Annotated in this window: 22 protein-coding genes; 6 read left to right on the top strand and 16 right to left on the bottom strand. The window is 71.1% G+C overall.

Going from position 1 to position 17,664, the window contains the following annotated elements; all coding sequences use genetic code 11:
* Window positions 1-15 precede the first annotated feature (15 nt).
* The 8 genes from L1785_RS19860 to L1785_RS19825 form a co-directional block, all read right to left on the bottom strand.
* Entirely contained in the window at window positions 16-1,590 is a 1,575-nt protein-coding gene (locus tag L1785_RS19860) for a replication initiator (protein WP_308113390.1), read from the bottom strand.
* Between the two features lie 2 nt (window positions 1,591-1,592).
* Window positions 1,593-1,877, bottom strand: coding sequence for a WhiB family transcriptional regulator (locus L1785_RS19855; RefSeq protein WP_236091042.1), 285 nt, complete (start codon window positions 1,875-1,877; stop codon window positions 1,593-1,595).
* Window positions 1,874-2,551, bottom strand: coding sequence for a DUF2637 domain-containing protein (locus L1785_RS19850; protein ID WP_236091041.1), 678 nt, complete (start codon window positions 2,549-2,551; stop codon window positions 1,874-1,876). Before L1785_RS19850 ends, L1785_RS19855 begins: the two co-directional genes overlap by 4 nt.
* On the bottom strand, window positions 2,548-4,191 hold the full coding sequence (locus tag L1785_RS19845) for an ATP-binding protein (RefSeq protein ID WP_236091040.1): 1,644 nt from the start codon (window positions 4,189-4,191) through the stop codon (window positions 2,548-2,550). Before L1785_RS19845 ends, L1785_RS19850 begins: the two co-directional genes overlap by 4 nt.
* A complete protein-coding gene (locus L1785_RS19840) occupies window positions 4,188-4,436 on the bottom strand; it encodes a hypothetical protein (RefSeq protein ID WP_236091039.1) in 249 nt (82 codons plus the stop codon). Before L1785_RS19840 ends, L1785_RS19845 begins: the two co-directional genes overlap by 4 nt.
* Window positions 4,436-4,696, bottom strand: coding sequence for a hypothetical protein (locus tag L1785_RS19835; protein WP_236091038.1), 261 nt, complete (start codon window positions 4,694-4,696; stop codon window positions 4,436-4,438). The genes L1785_RS19840 and L1785_RS19835 overlap by 1 nt, the downstream gene beginning before the upstream one ends.
* Before the next feature lies 1 nt (window position 4,697).
* Complete coding sequence (locus L1785_RS19830; protein WP_236091037.1) at window positions 4,698-4,916, bottom strand: hypothetical protein; 219 nt, start codon at window positions 4,914-4,916, stop codon at window positions 4,698-4,700.
* Between the two features lie 158 nt (window positions 4,917-5,074).
* Window positions 5,075-5,452: a hypothetical protein gene (locus L1785_RS19825; protein ID WP_236091036.1), complete on the bottom strand. Its 378-nt coding sequence runs from the start codon at window positions 5,450-5,452 to the stop codon at window positions 5,075-5,077.
* 144 nt (window positions 5,453-5,596) lie between these two features.
* On the opposite strand from L1785_RS19825, the gene L1785_RS19820 reads away from it, so the two are divergent.
* Both L1785_RS19820 and L1785_RS19815 read left to right on the top strand, forming a co-directional pair.
* The gene (locus L1785_RS19820) at window positions 5,597-6,334 is read left to right on the top strand and encodes a helix-turn-helix domain-containing protein (RefSeq protein WP_236091035.1); all 738 of its coding nucleotides are present in this window, start codon (window positions 5,597-5,599) and stop codon (window positions 6,332-6,334) included.
* Window positions 6,335-6,354: 20 nt separating this feature from the next.
* On the top strand, window positions 6,355-6,825 hold the full coding sequence (locus L1785_RS19815) for an NUDIX hydrolase (RefSeq protein WP_236091034.1): 471 nt from the start codon (window positions 6,355-6,357) through the stop codon (window positions 6,823-6,825).
* Here the strand turns inward: L1785_RS19815 and L1785_RS19810 are convergent.
* A complete protein-coding gene (locus L1785_RS19810; RefSeq protein WP_236091033.1) occupies window positions 6,784-7,353 on the bottom strand; it encodes an HD domain-containing protein in 570 nt (189 codons plus the stop codon). The genes L1785_RS19815 and L1785_RS19810 overlap by 42 nt on opposite strands.
* Window positions 7,354-7,632: 279 nt before the next feature.
* Between L1785_RS19810 and L1785_RS19805 the strand changes: the two genes are divergently transcribed.
* Entirely contained in the window at window positions 7,633-8,271 is a 639-nt protein-coding gene (locus tag L1785_RS19805) for a hypothetical protein (protein WP_236091032.1), read from the top strand.
* A gap of 207 nt (window positions 8,272-8,478) precedes the next feature.
* On the opposite strand, the gene L1785_RS19800 is transcribed toward L1785_RS19805, so the two are convergent.
* Entirely contained in the window at window positions 8,479-8,715 is a 237-nt protein-coding gene (locus L1785_RS19800; protein WP_236091031.1) for a hypothetical protein, read from the bottom strand.
* A 390-nt stretch (window positions 8,716-9,105) separates the two neighbouring features.
* Here L1785_RS19800 and L1785_RS19795 point away from each other — a divergent pair, with 390 nt between their 5' ends.
* From L1785_RS19795 to L1785_RS19785, 3 genes are all read left to right on the top strand, one after another.
* Complete coding sequence (locus L1785_RS19795; protein ID WP_236091030.1) at window positions 9,106-9,705, top strand: hypothetical protein; 600 nt, start codon at window positions 9,106-9,108, stop codon at window positions 9,703-9,705.
* A gap of 608 nt (window positions 9,706-10,313) precedes the next feature.
* Window positions 10,314-10,688: a cupin domain-containing protein gene (locus tag L1785_RS19790; RefSeq protein ID WP_236091029.1), complete on the top strand. Its 375-nt coding sequence runs from the start codon at window positions 10,314-10,316 to the stop codon at window positions 10,686-10,688.
* A gap of 435 nt (window positions 10,689-11,123) precedes the next feature.
* On the top strand, window positions 11,124-13,139 hold the full coding sequence (locus tag L1785_RS19785) for an HNH endonuclease signature motif containing protein (protein WP_236091028.1): 2,016 nt from the start codon (window positions 11,124-11,126) through the stop codon (window positions 13,137-13,139).
* Between the two features lie 154 nt (window positions 13,140-13,293).
* Here L1785_RS19785 and L1785_RS19780 read toward each other — a convergent pair whose 3' ends face one another.
* The 6 genes from L1785_RS19780 to L1785_RS19760 form a co-directional block, all read right to left on the bottom strand.
* Window positions 13,294-13,734, bottom strand: coding sequence for a VOC family protein (locus tag L1785_RS19780; RefSeq protein ID WP_236091027.1), 441 nt, complete (start codon window positions 13,732-13,734; stop codon window positions 13,294-13,296).
* A 66-nt stretch (window positions 13,735-13,800) separates the two neighbouring features.
* Window positions 13,801-14,535 (bottom strand): MerR family transcriptional regulator, encoded by a 735-nt coding sequence (locus L1785_RS19775; protein ID WP_236091026.1) that lies wholly within the window; start codon window positions 14,533-14,535, stop codon window positions 13,801-13,803.
* 201 nt (window positions 14,536-14,736) lie between these two features.
* On the bottom strand, window positions 14,737-15,159 hold the full coding sequence (locus L1785_RS19770; RefSeq protein WP_236091025.1) for a choice-of-anchor I domain-containing protein: 423 nt from the start codon (window positions 15,157-15,159) through the stop codon (window positions 14,737-14,739).
* A complete protein-coding gene (locus L1785_RS23425; RefSeq protein WP_372461891.1) occupies window positions 15,080-15,256 on the bottom strand; it encodes a choice-of-anchor I domain-containing protein in 177 nt (58 codons plus the stop codon). The genes L1785_RS19770 and L1785_RS23425 overlap by 80 nt, the downstream gene beginning before the upstream one ends.
* A gap of 250 nt (window positions 15,257-15,506) precedes the next feature.
* Entirely contained in the window at window positions 15,507-16,412 is a 906-nt protein-coding gene (locus L1785_RS19765; protein WP_236091024.1) for an SGNH/GDSL hydrolase family protein, read from the bottom strand.
* Window positions 16,409-17,647, bottom strand: a complete 1,239-nt coding sequence (locus L1785_RS19760; RefSeq protein ID WP_236091023.1) for a glycosyltransferase — start codon at window positions 17,645-17,647, stop codon at window positions 16,409-16,411. Before L1785_RS19760 ends, L1785_RS19765 begins: the two co-directional genes overlap by 4 nt.
* Between the last annotated feature and the right edge of the window lie 17 nt (window positions 17,648-17,664).

Genomic DNA, 17,664 nt, shown 5'->3' with positions numbered 1-17,664 from the left:
CCCCCTTCGTGGTGGTCAAGCCGCTGCCGGCGTTGGTGTTGCCGATTGACTGTCCACAGGCCCGGGCGGGTGCCCGAGGGCTTGTTTGGCCTGGGCGTACTGGGCGCGCCAGGTGATGGCTTGCCGTAGGGATGCGGCGATCACGGCGGGGTAGGTGAAGGTGCCGGCTTCGGGGGCGCGCCAGATGAATCGGGCGTGTCCGTCGTCGGTTTCTTGGTCGGCGGCGAGTCGGTCTGCGTCTTCGGGTTCGAACCCGGCAGCGGTGAGTGCGGCGCGGACGACGGCGGACCGGTCGGCCTTGTGCTCGGTGAGAGTCTTGCCGGTCCACTGCCGCGAGGCCAGGACGCGCCGACCGCCCAGGCCCAGGTTTTCCCGGTCGTGAGCCGGGGACGGGCACTGCCCGGGGACGAGGCCGGGGCCGGGGTCCTTGGGCTGGACGCCGTAGCGCAGCCAGTTCGCGCAGCTCGGCCCGCAGGGCAGCCACCGCACCTCGGCGTGCAGACGGTCGACGTGCCGCGCGTACGCGGCCGCGTGCGGGGTCGGCTCGTCGTCGTCGTGGTCGGTGTCTGGGTTGTAGGTGGCGGCGATGGACTTCGTGAGGTACTTGCACAGGTAGCGCACGGTGCGCTCTGAGTCTTTCGTGCCGGCCAGCAGCCCCTTGACGTCGACCTGTGTACCGAGCCGGGCGACGTGCAGGGGCCGCTCGAGGCGGGCGGTGGCTTCCTTCCAGGTGGGCAGGACCTCGCCGGTGTCGGGGTCGACGTACGCGCCGCCGGCCGTCTCGGTGTCCCACACCGGGACCCGGGTGCTGTACCGCACGGTGTCGATCGGGGGCCACCAGGCGGCGTAGTAGGTCGCGGCGGCGACGGCCTTGACTGTCTTGCGCGGGATGGAACCGCGGACGGCGGCGTGCAGGTGCGGGGCGAGTCGCTTCTGAGCCTCGACGGTCGCGAAGTACTGCACCTTGTACCCGGCGCAGCGGCGCAGGTTCTGCCAGAACCGGTCCACCAGCTTGGAGAACACCAGCGCGTCCAAAGCTGCCCGCCGGTAGTCGTACGTGCCCGGGTTGCGGGGCAGCCCGCCGTCACGGACCTTCCCGTAGGAGGGCAGCGTGAGGGTGAGGAACATCGAGGGGCGGAACACCCGGCCCGTCTTGGGGTCGGTGAACGTGCGCCCGATCGTGCCCTGGCTCATCTCCTGCTTCGGCAGGGCCGGCACGTCCTGGATCCGGCGCGTGGAACGGATCTGCCGTTCGTCATCGCCGGCGGGGCCGTCCAGGTCATCGGCCGTGTCCTCGTCGTCGGCGTCGTCCGTCGTGGGCTCGTCGGCCGGGGCGGGCATCGGGGGTTCGTCCTCGCGGTGCCAGCCCTCGCGGCACTGGTGCATGCGCAGCCGGCGCGCCTTGTCCGCGCACGAGGGGCAGACCGCCTCCCGGGTGGACCCGCACGGGATAGGCACGATGTGCGTCGTCCCGGTCACCCGGTCGTGGACCGAGCGAACCAGGGGTCGCACGCAGACCCGGGCGGACTCGGCCGCAGCGCGGGCCAGGTCGTCATCCACGACCGGCGACAGCCCACCATCCAGACGCATGCTCACGCCGCCTTCCGTGCCGTAACGACGCCGAGGGTGTCGAGGCCCAGGAAAGCCGGCTGTTCGGGCAGGTCGGGCTCGGTACGGTCGTGACCGGCCCAGAACCCGGCCGTGGTGTCCGTCGTCGCCACCGACACCGCGCACGCCGCGAGGACCGGGCAGGCGGCGCAGACCTTGGCCATGCGGACCCGGTCCCAGGACGAGGCGTCCTCAGCGGTCCACGGCAGGTCGCGCAGCTCGGGGTGGGCGCACAGCGCGCCGAGCATCCACGACGTTCCCGCGCTCATGCTTCGGCCCCCACGACACCGAAGCCGGGAAGCATGCTCTGCCCGGCGGGGCGGACCGCGGGCACCGGGCGGGTCCGGGGTCCCCGCGAGGAGCGGACCGGACCCAGCACCGGCACCGGTTCGGGCTTCGGCTCGGGCGTCACGTCGACGGGCGCGGGCACGGCGACGGTGGCCGGTTCGATGGCAGCCGGCACGGACGCGACGGCGCGCGATGCGGGATCGACCACGGGTGCAGGCTCCAGCGTGACAGCCGGCGCGTCTGCGACGACGAGGGACGCCAGGGCGTGGGTGCTGGTCAGGACGGACAGCGGTGCGAGGGCGACCAGGACGACGCCGACCACGATGCGCACGTATCCGGCGACGTCGTAGGCGTGGGCGGCGTTCGCGCCGATCGAGACCACGGTGAAGCCCAGCATCAGGGTCCAGGCCCACGCGCTGGAGTGGCCCCGGGCGCGCAGCACGAGGGCGACGAGCCCGTAGACGAGTACGGATGCGTCGATCACGACCGGGACGAGGAACGCCAGGGAGGTGGGGACCCTGCCCCACAGGGCGGCGTCGCGCAGCGAGGAGAACGACAGGGCGAAGCTCGCCAGGGCGACGGCCACGGTCAGTGCGACGGTGAACACGAGCACGGGGCGGGAGTCGGCGGCGATCCGGACGGTGGTGCGGGTCATGGCGAGACCTCCTCGGTCACGGTCTGGCGCGGGGCACGAGGCTTACGCGGAGCGCGGGGCTTACGCGGCCGGGGCCCAGGAGCAGCCTCGGTGGGCGTGGTGTCCTCGAGCGCGTCGGTCTCGTCGGCGTCGACGGCGTGGAGGCGCCGGCCGGCTTTGGCCCAGGCGCTGGCCGCGTCGATGCCCGAGCGGGGCACCGGGGCTGTGTGCTCGGCGGGTGCGGCGTAGTGCAGGGCCACGGTGCGGATCAGGTCGTCGGGCCAGTAGTCGAACCGCACCAGGACCGGGGCGCCGTCCTCCCCGACCAGGTACGCGGTGCCCTGATCGGTGGGGCTGATGGTGTGGGCCGGGGCCAGGGGCGCGAGCCCGCCCAGCACCATCTCCGTCTCGGAGTCGGAGTCCAGGCGCAGGGCGACCTTCTGGGTGTAGAGGTTCCGGGTCCCGCCGAGGGCTTCCTGGCGGGGGTTCTGCACGCAGGAGACCACCACGACGCCCAGCGCGCGGCCCTGGGTCAGGATCTTGGACAGCAGCCGCTCGGCCTCACGACGTACCTCGAGCTCGGAGTACGCCATCAGGTCCGCCAGCTCGTCGATCACCAGCACGTGCAGCGGGTCCCCGGGTCGGGGCTGGTGCAGGCGGGACCTGCCGCGCATGGCGTCGCCCCGGTCGTCGGAGACCTGCAGCAGGGTGCGCAGCACGCTCACGGCATCAGCAGCGGTGTAGGCCACGTGCCCGAACAGGGGCCGCCCGGTCTCGATCTCCAGGCCCTTCTTCAGGTCCACACCCCACAGCCGGACCACGCCGGCGTGGATCGCGGGGGCGAGGCCACCGGCGACCGACCAGAGCACGGAGCCCTTGCCGGCGCCGGAGGCACCCACGATCAGGGTGTGCCGGCCACGGACCACCAGGGCGCAGGGGGCACCACCACGCGTGCGGCCCACGGGCACGGCGTCGGTCGTGATCAGGTCGGGGTTCGGCAGCCCGGCCGTGCGGGGCGCGAGGCGGGCGGTGGTGAACAGGACCAGGTCCAGCACGCCGGGCTTGACGGTCCGGGTCTCGTACCCGTGCGCCCGGTAGGCGGTCGCGATCGCGGGCGCGGCCCGGTGCAGGGTGTCCAGGGTCTGCCCGGGCGAGGTCTCGACCCGCAGCACCACGGCGCCGTTCTCGTGGGCGACGCGCCGCAGCCGGGACACCACCGTGGCGCCGTCCGGCCCGCGGGTGCCGAGGCCGCACGAGGCAGCGGTCTGCGCCCAGCTCCGGGCAACGGCGCGGGCGTGGGTGACCCGCACGTAGTGGCGCGGCGCCAGAGCCGCCCACACCCCGAGGAACAGCCCCGGGCACAGGCATGCGACCAGGACCAGCAGCGGCCCCGTCTTGCGATCCCCCGGCCACTCCGCCACGGTCAGGATGCCCCACCACAGCCATGCCAGGGCCAGACCCAGGACCGCGACGGCGGGGTGCTTGACCATCCAGCCGCCCGAGGCCCTGGTGAACAGCCACGCCCGGGCCAGGACGACCCGCAGCACCCAGACCAGGACCCGCCAGGCCATACCGGCCTTGCCCGGCCGGCCGGTCGTCGCGGCGACGATCTGGGATCGTGCCCGGGGGCGGGCATCGCGGAAGGGCCGGCGGGGGCTCATCGGCCCTCTCCGTCCCGCTCGGTGCGCAGGCGCGCGTTCACCTGGTCGCGGAACGTGTCCAGCCGAGATTGCAGCGAGGCGGCGTCGGCCCACAGGTCGTCATGCAGCCGCGTGACCACGCCTACCTCGGCAAGATGTGTCATGAGCGCGAGCCAGGCTTCGGACGAACGCTCACCCGCGATCTGTGCAGCCTCCAGCGCCTCCACCACCTGCCGGTTGACCCGGCGTGTCGTCTCTCGTGCCATCAGCTCTTCTCCGTTCCATCCGTGCGGCCGACCCACCGGCCGGACTCGTCGTAGAACTCGGGCCGCTCGGCCCGGTGCGCGACCGAGGCCGCGAGACTGATCTCCGTGTGCAGGCCCGCGACGCCGTCGTGCAGCTTCTGGGCTTGGCCGGCAGCGCCGAAGACCCCGGCACCGTCCAGCACCTTGGCGGCACCATCCAGACCGTTCACGGCCTCGAACAGGTAGTCCGCCGCAGCGGCGAGTGACTGCGCCCGGGACACCTCAGGCCACCGCTCTCACGTCGCCGGCCGTCCACGCCCACGGGCGGCGGGCGGGCAGGCCACCGAGAGCCAGCGGGGCCGTCACGAGCACTGGCACCCGCCCGGACCAGCCAGACCAGTACGAGCGGCTACGTCCCGCGAAGTGCTCGGCGTCCGTGCGCGGGCGCAGCCCGAGAAGGTGCGCGATCGTCTCGCCGTGCGTCGCGTCCGTGACGTGCATGAACAGCCCCGCTCCGCGGCCTCCCAACCGACCGCTTCCAGCCGGTCCTGCCCGACGAGCCCGACCACGTACGCGCCGAGCTGCAGCGCCTCCCCCGCCGAGGGGGCGGGAACCGAAGCCCCCGCCACCCCCGACGACATCGTGTCGGAGGCCATCGGTCACGCCGCCTTGGCCGAGGCACCGGCCATCGTCGCGATACCGGACGCCTCCCACGACGTGGAGAGCCCGTTGTTGCGCCGGTCGACACGGACCGAGGCCACCAGGTCGTTGAACTGGATCGGCGTGAACAGCGACGGGGCGGGCATCTCCCGCGCCGGCACCGTCACCTTCACCGACTCCGTCGAGACCCGACCCCAGGACTCGGACTGGTACACCACCTCCACCCCCCACAGCGGGGCACCCGTGTCCTCGTGCCGCGCCTGGCTGTCACCCGGCCGGCGCTTGCCGTCCGCCGTCTCGATCCACTCCATGACCGGCTCCACCACACCGGTCGCCACCATCTGCTGTCGGCTGCTGTCCACCGCGAACGTCGCCATCTCTGCATCTCCCTCGGTTCGTGTCGGGCTCTCTGCCCACAACCACGAAACCGCGAGAGCACGGGACGGCCACACCCCCTTGCGGGACGTTTAGGGACGTCTTACCAATCGTTAGAAACGTCCCTGAACGCCCTTGGAGGGCAGATGTCGAACGAGCGACTGCGCGCAGCGATGACCGATAAGGGAATGTCGATCCAGCAGCTCGGTGAAGAGGTCGGCGTCGACCCCAAGACCGTCGAACGCTGGATCACGAAGGACCGCATGCCTCACCAGACCCACCGCATGAAGACGGCGTCGGTTCTCGGGAAGACCGTCGTGTACCTCTGGCCGTCGACGGAGTCAGACCCGCGTTCCCAGTCGGCGGCCCGTGCGGAGTTCGTCGACCTCTACCCGACCCGCGCCACCGTTCCCGTGTCGTCCTGGATCGACTTCATCGAGAACGCCAAGGAGTCGATCGACCTTCTCGCGTTCGGTGGCAGCTTCCTCCACGACAGCATTCCGGAGTTCGGGGCGCGCATCAGCGCTCGCGCCCGTGCTGGCGTGCGGGTCCGCATGCTCTTCGGTGACCCGGACTCTGCCGCCGTCGCCCTTCGTGGCGAGGAGGAAGGCATCGGCGATCTCATGAGCGCCCGATGCCGCCTCACGTGGAACTACCTCAAGCCGATCCTGGGCGAAGAAGGGATCGAGGCGCGCAAGCACGGAAGCACGCTCTACGCGTCCATCTTCCGGTTCGACGACACCCTCTTGGCCAACGTTCACGTCTACGGTGCGCCCGCCGGCCACAATCCGATCCTGCACATGAATCGGATTCCGGGTGGCCGACTCTTCGCCCACTACATGGAGTCGTTCGAGCGCACCTGGCAGGGTGCCGAACCCGTCTGATCGCGCGTACCGTCGGCCGCATGCCACGGATCGACTACATCGACGACCCCAACGCGCCAGCCATCAACAGCGTCGTGCCCTCCGTCGTAGCGGTGGTCCTCGACGACGACGGCCGCGTCCTCATGATCCACAAGACCGACAACGACCGTTGGGCACTTCCCGGCGGTGGACACGAGCCGGGCGAGAGCATCGCGGACACCGTCGTGCGGGAAGTGAAGGAAGAGACCGGGTACGACGTCGAAGTCGAGACGATCACGGGCACCTACACGAACCCGCACCACGTCATGTCGTACGACGACGGCGAAGTGCGCCAGCAGTTCTCCATCGCCTTTCGCGCACGACTGACCGGCGGTGAGCGACGTACGAGCGACGAGAGCGACGAGGTCGAGTGGCTGACACCCGAACAGATCGACGGATTGAAACTGCACCCATCGATGCGCCTCCGACTTTCACATGCGCTCAGCGGGGCCGAGCGGCCATTCATCGGGTAGCCCCAGCGTCGCGCGGGCACGAGCGGAAGACGCGAGGAGTTCCGGCGCGGAGAACTTCACGGCGCGGTGCACAGGATGCGACGAGTCGTAGCGGCTGAGGATTTCCGCGACGCGCTTCTCCGGCGTCGTCGCGACGCCATCAGGGCCATTGACCAGGTCGATCAACGTGACCACATCGAGCCACTTCGCAGACGGCACAGGCATCCTGGCCAGTTTGTCGGACAGTCCGCGCTCGGCGGCTTCCCACACCGCACCCGTGTGCCACGCGACAAGACCGACGACCTCCGTAGGAGCCCCGCACTCGGTCAGGTAGACAGCCCCGTCGAGCGGGTGGAACCCGGTCAGGGACAAGTCAGGGGCATAGCCCACGTCGTGCAGCCACGCGGCCGCCCGGACGTCATCCGGAAGCCCAGCATCGGCGGCGAGCTGATCCGCGAGCCGACCGACGCTCTGCACGTGCAGCCAGCGCCCCCCGAGATCCGCCAGGAAACGTCGCGCGATCTCTGGTGCCCGATCCGATTCCCACATACATGCCATCCTGCCGCACACCCAGATCCGGCCCGCGCGCACGCCTCGAAGCAACGCTGAGGTCGACGCGGCGCCGATCCGTGCGGCTCTCGACGCAGGCGAGCCGGTACGACCGCGCGACGACGTACACCCGCGTGGCACTCATCCAGGTGCAGCGCGACCGGCGCATGCATGGCTCTGGGCCGCAGCTGTGAGCCGGCCCAGCGTGCAATCGGGGCAACCTCCAGGTCGGCGGCGCTCGTCCCGACGCGCGGTGTGCCAGAGTGCTCTCCCGTGGGGATGACGAGTATCTACGGGCTGAACCTTCCCTTAGGGCCGGGTCAGGACGACCTGCCCAGGCTCTTCGAGCATCTGGCCGGCTCGCTGCGCGCGAGCGGCTCTGCCATCGAGGCCGGGAGCATGATGCTGTCCTTCGAGTGCATCGAGCAGACGCAGGACGGGCCGCTACCGTCCTTTCGGTTCTCGGTAAGTGCCGAGGACGACCCGGACCCTGTGGAGGATCCTGCGGCCGGGCAGGCAGAGGCACCTGAAGAGGCACAGTCGGGCCGAACGGGACAATTCGTCATGCCGAGGCCGCACCCACTTCCCGAGGGGCTGCGAGACGGGGCACCGGCCCGCGTGTTCCACGTCGAGCTGCCGTCGGACGCGGCCGGGAATGACGTCCCGGCGCTGCTGGAGACCGGTGCGCAACTCCTGCGAGAGCACGGTCTGGGCTGCGATCGGGTCGTGGCGGTCTCGCTCCAAGACGGCCTGTGGGACGACGCCCGTGAGGACTTCGCGTTCAGCCTGCTCATCGTGGCACTCGACGAGCCGCGCCCCTTCGTTCCCGCGAGAATCATCCGGAAACGAAGGTCGCTCGGGCCCCTTCAAGGGCTCGGCGCTCCCGGGCGCGATCGACTACGTCGGCATCGACGGTGAGAGCCCGGACAGGGCGACGACTGCCGAATTGACCTCTACCAGATCAAGGCGCCCTTCGGGCGCGGCCCGGCCGGGCGCCCCTTTGGCGCCCGGCAAGGACCCCCGACGCGTCGGGCGCTGCGCGCCCTCGCGCACCCCCGCCGATCGCCAAAGGGGCGCCCGGCCCCGCATGCGAAGAAGGGCTCTTCGGATCTGAGCCTGGGTCGTTCACTCTTGGGAGCGCATGACGTCGCGCAGTAGGCGGCTGAGGAGGTCCCGGCAGGCGGCGTCCTCGCTGGCGTGGATCCGCTCGCTGCGCCGGAGACCGCGTTCGCTGTAGTAGACCTGCCACGTCCCATAGGCGCCCGTCAGGCAGTAGGAGTCGTTGCGGTCCTGGCCGATGCTGTAGGCGTCCTCGGGAACGCCGCGTGAACGCAACTCTTCGAGCAGCTCAGAGACGTGCACGCGAGATGGCCTTCCGTCGAGTCATGGTGTGGCGATGCGCGGATACAGGTGTCGGGAACCCCAGTGCCTCCCGCGGGCACCTCGGGAATCAAGAGGATCGAGGGAACCGCGGTGCCCCTGATCCTCCGTCACCCATCGGCTCCACCGGGACCCTGACACCGAACCCGCCAGCAGCGCAACAGGTCCCGCCAGACCGCACACCACCGCACCTGAGCACTACGAGGCGGGACCCATTGCACTGCCGGCAGAACCGACGTCCGAGACGCGCCCCGCGCCGACGGATGACGGAGGATCAGGGACCCCGAGGCACCCACCTGTGGCCGGGCCACCAACCCGCACAGCTAGGGCGTGTCTTCCTTTTGCGTGTGGGCATGAGGCATCGTTCGCCTCGTGAGCGTGAGCGTGAGGGGCGAGTTCGACCGGAAGACGACGGGGCTGGTCGGGGTCCGTATCGACCTCGTCGACTACTGGGACATCCACAACTTCAGTGATGAGCCGCGGGAGTGGGACTACGGCGACTGGCACCACGCCGCCATGGGCGTGGAGTTGAAGACGAGCGCCGGTCCTGTCTCGGTGATCTGGACGGACACGTTCTACCCCTACGGCGTCGAGGTCTTCAGTGAGCCGATCACGAAGTTCCTCGCCATGAGCGACGATGGTCCCGAGCGCTGGACGGTCACGGATCATCCTGAGTGGAGATCGCGTATGGGCCAACAGGTCCTCGCCGTGGACACCCACTGGGAACGGCTTGAACTCGGTCCCGCTCGTTACTCCAACGGGCGCATCGCGGAGGCCGCCCGGACGCTTGAGCTACCGGCTGCCCTTCGGTTCGACTTCGCAGCTGGACCGGTCTGGTTCGTCGCAGGCATCCCCACCGAGGCTGGCGGCGTCTTCATCCCTGGCGACGAGATCATGGTCGTGTTCACATCCGAGGCGATGCTTCGGCTCGGGTTTCCCGCTGGCTCGTTCACCGGAACGCCGACGCCGTAGGACACACAGTTCACGCGCGTAGGCGGGCACCTCATGCCTCGCAGCGAGCGTGAGCCGCTGCCAGACGAGCCCGAGGGCTTTCTGCTTGATGGTCTTACCTGCGTAGCAGGGAGCCGGACGACGCCCCACCCTCGGCCCCGCCGGGGGTACTCCGGATTCACTCCGGTTTGCGGTCCGGGCGCGTCGAACTCGGTACAACCTCGGGCGACCGCGGGGCAGGTGTTTGCGCTGGTCAGCGCGGGTTCTGTCCGGGCCGGTCCAACTGCATCCAAGGCCGCTCTCCAACCTCACCGCTACCGCCGACCGAAGGCCCCCAGCCGCATGATTCTGCGGATCTGGGGGCCTTCGTCATGCGTCGTACTCCGTTTTCACTCCGTCCGGGGTACTGGAGCGTCCCCGGAGCCGGCCGTCTCCACCAGCACGCCTCGGACGTCTGGTGCCACGTGCATTCGCACTGCACGCGCCTCGTGCAGCGGCTCCCGCACCGGGAGGGGGCCGGCGACTGATCGACGGGGATGGGGACTACATCGAGTCGCGAGCGCCGGCGTCGTCGATCTACAATCGGGAGACGCGCATTCTCAAATTTCACCGCTGAAAGGAGAGGAACCATGCCCAAGGCATCGAAGACAAGCGCATCAGAAAACGTCGAGATGGAGGGCTACGAGGGTCACCTGGAGGGCTTCGAAGGGGGCTATACGGTGGCCTTCGAGAAGTACACCGCCGACGCCGACCTCTCAGAGTTCTTCAAGGGCCTGCCGGACGACCGGTGCCAGTCACCCCATTGGGGGTACGTTCTTGCGGGCAAGCTGACGTACAAGACCTCCTCCGGCGAGGAGACGTTCGAGGCGGGCGATGCCTACTACGTCCCCCCGGGTCACACCCCTGTGCTCTATGCCGGCACCGAGGTCGTCGAGTTCAGCCCGACCGAGCAGCTGCAGCAGACCATCGACGTGGTCACGAAGAACATGGAAGCCGCTGGCTGAGGCTACTTGGGCAAGGCCCATCTGTTATGGCGCCGGGTGCACGTTGTCGACCTCGACCATCAACCCCTCGTTTGAAATGTGAACCCACAGATGGGTCCCGAGCGCAATCGTCGTGTTGGGGCCAATTGTCGCCGGAGTGGAAACCTGACAAACCAAATCGGCTCTCACATGCGAGAGTCGTGTCTTTCTTGTGAGGAGTCTTCCTGTCCGGGCCTGTCCGGGCAGTTGCCGTTCTGGCCTGCGGAGTTGCGGAGCCGTTCGGCTCTGCCGGGGGAGTGTGGGTGGCTCGGTCTAGCGTGGTCGTGGTCGTTCAGATGACGCGTCTCCCGGGCGCATCGCGTCCTCAGCCAGGGCGCCCTCTCCCAGATCGGCCGGGTTATCCACAGATTTGCGTTTCGAGTGGCGGGCCGAGACCGAGCGACTAGCATAGAACACGTGTTCGAGTGGTCGAGGGGTGCGTGGGGCGGGCAGGCCGACGCCGGTCTGCCGCTCGCTGACGCCCGCGGCTGGGTCGAGGAGGCCTTCGCCGCGCCGTGGCTCGGCTCGGCTTCCGCGGCCGGCCCTGGCGGCCTGGTTGGCGGTCAGACGACGGCCGCCGCCGTGGGCGCTGGGGCTGCCGGTGCTGGGTTCGGGGCTGCTGCTGTGGTCGACGGCGTGGACATGTCCTGGTCGGATGCCCGTACTGCCGGGCCCAGAGCGTCGACCGGTCGGGCGTTCACGGTCTCTGCGGCGGCATCAGTGCATCCCGTGGCTCCGTCCCTGACGGGCCGCGGTCTTGCGCTGGTCGGGGGCGAAGCGGTCAGCGATGACGCGGCTGCTGCGGTGCGTGACGTGGCGTTGGAGACGGCTCTTGCAGGTGCGGTGCCAGGGCCCGGCCTTGCGGCACTGCTGGGCGATCTGAAGGTCGCGGACGTTGCGGACCACGTGCTGGTGGAGGTCGTGGCGGCGGGCTCCCGTTTGGCGGCGTGGGCTGCCGGGGTGCAGGCCTCGGCTGCGGGGGAGCTCGCGGCGCGGCGGGCGTGGTCGGCCGAGCGGGAGCACCTGGGGGACGAGCTGGCGGCGACGGTCGGGCACACGCCGACCGTGGGTCGGACCCTGGTCGCCCGGGGTGAGGCGCTGGAAGACCTGCCCGAGGTCCGATCTGCCCTGACCGCCGGGGTGGTGGATGTTGCCAAGGTGGACGTGCTGGCGTTCACCGGGGTGTTCGCCGACCCCGTCGACCGGCGGGCCGCGACGATGAAGGTCCTGCCGGACGCGCCGCGGTTGGGCTTGCGGGCCCTGCGCACGCGGATGCTGGCTGAGGCGGTCAAGGCGTCCCCGGAGGCGGTGGAGATCAACCGGAAGGCGGCCGCGGCCGAGCGGTATGTGCGTCTGGAGGCGGTTGAGAACTCGATGGCGTACCTGACCGCGTACCTGCCCGCCGGGGACGCCGCCGCGGTATGGGCGGTTCTGGACGACGCCGGGCACCAGGTCTCCCGCACCCCCGGCGAGGCCCGCACCCTGGCCCAGGCCCGCGCGGACGCGCTGGTCGCCCTCACGACGGGCCGCATCCTGCCCACCGCCGGCGACGGCGAGACACTAACCACCACGGCCGCGCCCGCGAGCCAATCCACCGGGTCCGTGTGCGCGACGACGAGCACGACGACGAGCATTGTCGTCGTCGGTGCTCCGACCGGCGGCACGGTCGGCGGGACGGCAGCGACGACGTCGACCAGCGTGGCCACGGGCCCGGCCGAGAGCGCCCCTGCAGAAGCTGCCGGGACGGTCGTGGGCGGGGTGTCCCGTGGGCTGCTCGTCCGCCCGGCCGCTGGGGGCTGCGCGTCGTGCGGTGCGTCGGTCGGCGAGGCCGGGTACGTGCTGCGCCCGGTGCCGGTGCGTCCGCTGGTGCGAGTCACCGTCGGTGCGGGGACGCTCCTGGGCCTGGACGACGCCCCGGGCGAGCTGTCCGGGTACGGACCCGTACCCGCGCAGGTTGCCCGCACCCTCGCCGAGGACGCGACCTGGCAGCGGCTGGTCACCGACCCCCTCACCGGGATCCTGACCGACCACTCCACCAAGACCTATGTCCCCGGCCGGGTGCTGCGCCGCGCGGTCGAGGCCAGGGACGGCACGTGCACGTTCCCGTTCTGCGACCGGCCCGCCGAACGCTGCGACCTCGACCACATCCACCCCTTCGACCACACGCGCGCCCGAGACCCCGAGACCCACGGCGACGAGCCGGGCCAGACCCGCGCGGCCAACCTTCACCCGCTGTGCCGCCGGCACCACAGGGCCAAGACGACGGGTGGCTGGACCGTGACTCGCGACGAGACCACCGGCACCATCGCGTGGACCTCACCCACCGGGCGCACCTTCACCCGCACCGCCAACACCGTCGACCCCAGCCACGACAACCCGGCCACGCAGGACGATCGCGCCGACGTGCGAAGGCGACGGCTCCACGATCGTTGAGAGCCCCATCGGCTGGGACGCGCTGCCCTTCTAGTGTCCTCCGCCAGGAATCCGATCAAGATTTGCGGCGGCGCGTTCCAGGATCTGACGGCGGTCTTGGTCCAGGTGAACGGGCGGGGGTTGTCGTTCCATGACCTGGTCCAGGCGCGGATGCTCAGCTCAGCTGCTCGGCCAGCGCGAGGATGATTCCGCTCGGCCCGCGGAGATAGCAGAGCAGGTAGCTGTCCTCGAAGCGCGTCACTTCGCCAACGAGTTCGGCGCCGTGCGGGCGGAGGCGGGCGAGGGTGTCCTCGATGTCGTCGACGGCGAACATGACGCGGTGCAGGCCCAGCGTGTTCGCCGGGGTGATCTCCGGCTTGGGGGTGATCGCCTTCGGGGTGTGATACTTCGCCAGTTCGATCCGGCCCGGGGCGTCCGGGATCCGCATCATCGCGATCTCGCTTCGCATGTCGTCGAGCCCGACGACGTCTTCCGCCCAGCGTCCTTCGATCGGCGTCCTGCCTTCCAGCTCCATGCCGAGCTCGGTGAAGAAAGCGATGGCGGCGTCGAGATCGTCGACGACGATGCCGACGTTGTCCATGCGCTGAATGGTCATGTCCCCCAGGTTAGGGGCCCGGTCCGACGCCGTCGGCGCAGTCGGCCGTCTCGCCGGTCACCAGGTTCAGCCCTGGTAGAGCCAGAGCCAGTTGCCGTCGGGGTCGGTGACGGCGGAGTTGCGGGGCATGCCCTGCGGCGAGTTGATCGGAACCGCTTCCGTAGCACCCGCGCCGAGTGCACGCCGGTGCGCCTCGTCGAGGTCCTCGACCGTGAAGCCGATCGTGCTCCGGCCCGGGTGGTCGAACGCTTCCGGCTCCGACAGGACGAGCAGGAAGAAGCCGGGCTGACCGTAGGTGCCGAACTGGTAGCCGGTGAAGTCGGCGTCGTCCGTGCGGCGGATCACACTCTCGGAGAGCCCGAACGCCGACGCGTAGAAGGCACGGGCTCGGTCCCTGTCCGCGACGCCGAGCTTGATCTGCACGGGTGCGGTGCCGGTCACGGTGGTGGGCATGGGAACTCCTTCTGAGGCGTAGCGGGTCGACTGGGCGATCTGACGGTCAAGCTGCATCCGGTCTCGGACAAGATGGTCAGCGTGAGCTGCGAGGACCTGCCGGGCCTCCGGGGAGTCCGGATCGGCCATGACGTCGCGGACCAGGTGGATGGGCAGGTCCAGCCAGCGCAGGTCGTTGATCAATCTCGCGGCAGCCAGCTGGCTTCGGTCGTAACGCCGGTAACCCGTCTCAGGGTCGACGTCGGCAGGAGCGAGCAGCCCGACGGAGTCGTAGTGGCGCAACGCGTGTACGGACATCCCCGCCAGCTTGGCGAACTGGCCGATCGGCAGCAGGGTCTTGTCGCTCATGACACGAGTGTTCAGCCTCGGGTAACCCGAGAGTCAAACCTAGCCTGGCAGCATGCTGGTCCTCGCAACGATCGACACGGCCGCCGCGGTCGCGGGCAAGGCCGAGTCCTCCGCGCGCGTGATCAGCGCGGAGGCTGTCACGTACGACGATGCTGTCGAGGCGCTGTCCAAGATGGTCCCGGAGGGCTGGTTGATCCTCAACTACCGCGTCCCGGACCGTAGGCACCGCCAGCTCAGCGACCGAGCTGCCGCAGCACGTCCACCTCGAACGTACAGCTCCTCGTAGCACGTGCCGTCGTCGGACAGGCCGGACGCGGTGGTGACGTTGAGGCGGCCGAGGTCGGCGTCGCCGCGGAGCGCCGCGGCGGGGGAGTCGGCGCACACCGGGGCGAGGCCCTTCTTCCCGAGGTCCTTCAGCCGGACCGGCTCCACGTAGGAGCCCCACTCGCGGGCGTCGCCCTCGTTGGCGGAGACGAGGTAGGTCTCGCCGCGCACCGTGTAGGCGTTGAGGCGGTCCGGCATGTACAGACCCTGGACCGGCACCTCACGGATCGCGGCGACCCCGTCCTTGTCGGACGGGTCGATGCCCGCGACGGAGAAGTCCTTGGCACCGAGCGGGTTCACGTCCCGTCACGGTGGCGGACGCCAGGTCGACGACGGCGACCGCGTTCGCCTCCTGCAGCGCGACGTACGCAGTGGCCGAGCCACTCGCGACCGCCACGTACTCCGGCTCCAGGTTGCGGGAGACGCGGAACTCGAGCGAGCCGTCCGGCGAGGGGACGTCCGGCGGAGAACAGCCGGTCGCTCTGCGCGTGGAAGGCGACGACCTCCGCCGCGGCGGCGTCGAAGACGCCGGTCGAGTACGCGCCGAGCGGGCGCAGGCTGAGCGCGGCGTCGTCCGCCGTCAGGTGGCCCGTCCCCCTCGCGCGGATGACGCGGCGCTGCCCCCGAGGTGAACGACGCGCACGCGCTCAGCGGCGTCCGAGGCGCTTGCGCGGGTCGAGTCCTGAGTCGGCGAGGCCGGCGAGCGTCGAGCCGGGCGTGAACGCGCGCTCGGCGCGCAGGTCGGCCACGACCGCGCGGACGAGCCCGGGCAGGAAGTCGCTCCCGCGGCTCACGCACCAGGGCAGACCGGCCGTGACCAGCCAGTACGCCCGCTGCGGCAGGGTCGGCGGATGGGGCGCGACGGGCAGCCGCTCCGCGCGTCCGACGTCGGCCCCCAGCGCCCGCGCGTACCGAGGGTCGGCGCGCGCAAGGGTGGTCGCGACCCCGAGCGCGAGCTGCCGGTGCCCGGCGGGCGACGGGTGGACCCGGTCGATGTGCCACGCCTTCGGGCCGCTCGGGGCGTTCGCCCGAGCGGTGTCGATGACCAGCAGCCGGCCCGGAGCGGGTCCGACGTCGGGCGCCGTGCCGGCCCCGGCAGGCGGCTGCGCCGCGATCGCGTCGACCGCCGCGTTCACCGCGGCGACGCGGCGCCGCATGACCGTCCGGACCATCTGCGGCCCGAGCTCGAACAGGCCGATGACGGGCAGCCGCACGAGCACCACGTCCGCGCCGGCGGAGCGGAGCCCGCCGACCGTGGCGCGCAGGTCGTGCTCCACCTCGCGCGGGTCGAAGTCGCTGCGCAGCACGTCGTTGCCGCCGACGACGACCGTCGCGAGGGTCGGCCTCAGGGCGAGGGCCGCGGGGAGCTGCGTGCCGTGCACGTCCCGCGACCTGGCGCCGTTGTTCGCCAGGTTCGTGAAGGCGTCCGCGCGCAGGAGCGCCGCGAGGTGTGCGGACCACCCGGGCCCGTGGACGGCGTCCGCGCCGACGGAGTCCCCCACGCCCACCGTGATCGAGTCGCCCAGCGCGACCATCACGGGTACGGGGCTCACCCCAGGCTCCCCGCCAGCACGGTGCGCGCGCCGGAGTCCGGGAGGACTTCTGGATGCTCGAAGAAGGCCCGGCGGTGGAGGGCGAGCATCGCGTCGCCGGTGGCGCTCCACGGGAAGAGCTCTGCCCGCGCGCGGGCCGCCGCCCTGCGGGCCGTGACCTCCCGGGCGAGGACCTCGTGGATGGCGAGGGCGAGCGCGGCGGGCTCGGGCGCCCCGGCCGCACCGGCGTCGCCCACCACCTCGGGCAGCGCGCTCGTCGACGAGCAGACGACCGGCGTGCCCGACGCCAGCGCCTCCAGCGCCGCGAGGCCGAACGTCTCGATCGGGCCGGGGGCGACGACGACGTCCGCACAGGCCAGCAGGGTCGCGAGGCGCTCTCGGTCGGGCACGAAGGACAGGAAGCGGTGGGGGAGGCCGGCCCGTTCGGCGCGCTCGCGCAGCGCAGGCAGGAGCGGTCCGGCACCTGCGACCACGAGCCGCAGCGGCCGGCCGTCGTGCAGTACCTGGGCGGCCGCGTCGACCGCGAGGTCGACCCGCTTCTCCTTCGACAGCCGGCTCGCGACGACGACGAGCGCCGCGTCGCGCGGGGCGAGCTGCTCCCGAGCCTCGGGCGTGTTCCGGTCGGGCCGGAAGAGGTCGAGGTCCACGCCGAGCGGGACCCGGTGCAGGGGCGGGATCCGGAGGCCCCGGGCGAACGGGCGCTGCCGGAGCCGCTCCACCTCGGCCGCCGCGTATCCCGTGGTGGCGACGAGCCGGTCGAACAGTGGCAGCGCCAGGGCGTTGTACCGGTCGGCGACCATCGGCATGGTCCGCGCGCCCACCTCGCGGATGCGCCCGTCCGGGCCGCCCCCTGGCAGGAAGGCGCGCAGGACGCCGTCGACCCGCTCGTGCAGGAGGAGGACGGAGGGTACGCCGGACTCACGCGCCCAGTCCCCTGTGCTGACGAGCGTGGTGCGGTCGCTGACCTCCAGGCGGTCGGGCCGCAGCGCGTCGAGCAGGCGCCGGGCCTGCCCCGTGCGGACGACGGCGCGGTAGCCGCCGGACAGGGGGACTCGGGGTGCCGCCATCGTCACGACGCGGACGCCGTCCACGACCGAGACCCCCGGCCGCTCGCCCGGGACGACGAGCACGGGGTCATGGCCGTGCTCCAGGTACTGCCCGGCCAGGGCGTGCATCGCGGTCCGGATCCCGCCGGACCGCGGTCCGTAGAAGTTCGCGACGTGGACTATCCGCAAGGCTGTCTCCTTGTGCG

The organism is Antribacter soli (genome assembly GCF_021568775.1).
GTDB classification, from domain to species: Bacteria; Actinomycetota; Actinomycetes; order Actinomycetales; family Cellulomonadaceae; genus Antribacter; species Antribacter soli.
Note: the sequence above shows the minus strand (reverse complement) of the source record. Positions and strands in the feature narration are given on the sequence as shown.

Coding starts and splice junctions, on each gene's coding strand:
- L1785_RS19860 (WP_308113390.1), bottom strand. CDS start 1,590: ATGCGTCTGGATGGTGGGCTGTCGCCGGTCGTGGATGACGACCTGGCC.
- L1785_RS19855 (WP_236091042.1), bottom strand. CDS start 1,877: ATGAGCGCGGGAACGTCGTGGATGCTCGGCGCGCTGTGCGCCCACCCC.
- L1785_RS19850 (WP_236091041.1), bottom strand. CDS start 2,551: ATGACCCGCACCACCGTCCGGATCGCCGCCGACTCCCGCCCCGTGCTC.
- L1785_RS19845 (WP_236091040.1), bottom strand. CDS start 4,191: ATGAGCCCCCGCCGGCCCTTCCGCGATGCCCGCCCCCGGGCACGATCC.
- L1785_RS19840 (WP_236091039.1), bottom strand. CDS start 4,436: ATGGCACGAGAGACGACACGCCGGGTCAACCGGCAGGTGGTGGAGGCG.
- L1785_RS19830 (WP_236091037.1), bottom strand. CDS start 4,916: ATGCACGTCACGGACGCGACGCACGGCGAGACGATCGCGCACCTTCTC.
- L1785_RS19825 (WP_236091036.1), bottom strand. CDS start 5,452: ATGGCGACGTTCGCGGTGGACAGCAGCCGACAGCAGATGGTGGCGACC.
- L1785_RS19820 (WP_236091035.1), top strand. CDS start 5,597: ATGTCGAACGAGCGACTGCGCGCAGCGATGACCGATAAGGGAATGTCG.
- L1785_RS19815 (WP_236091034.1), top strand. CDS start 6,355: ATGCCACGGATCGACTACATCGACGACCCCAACGCGCCAGCCATCAAC.
- L1785_RS19810 (WP_236091033.1), bottom strand. CDS start 7,353: ATGTGGGAATCGGATCGGGCACCAGAGATCGCGCGACGTTTCCTGGCG.
- L1785_RS19805 (WP_236091032.1), top strand. CDS start 7,633: ATGACGAGTATCTACGGGCTGAACCTTCCCTTAGGGCCGGGTCAGGAC.
- L1785_RS19790 (WP_236091029.1), top strand. CDS start 10,314: ATGCCCAAGGCATCGAAGACAAGCGCATCAGAAAACGTCGAGATGGAG.
- L1785_RS19780 (WP_236091027.1), bottom strand. CDS start 13,734: ATGACCATTCAGCGCATGGACAACGTCGGCATCGTCGTCGACGATCTC.
- L1785_RS19775 (WP_236091026.1), bottom strand. CDS start 14,535: ATGAGCGACAAGACCCTGCTGCCGATCGGCCAGTTCGCCAAGCTGGCG.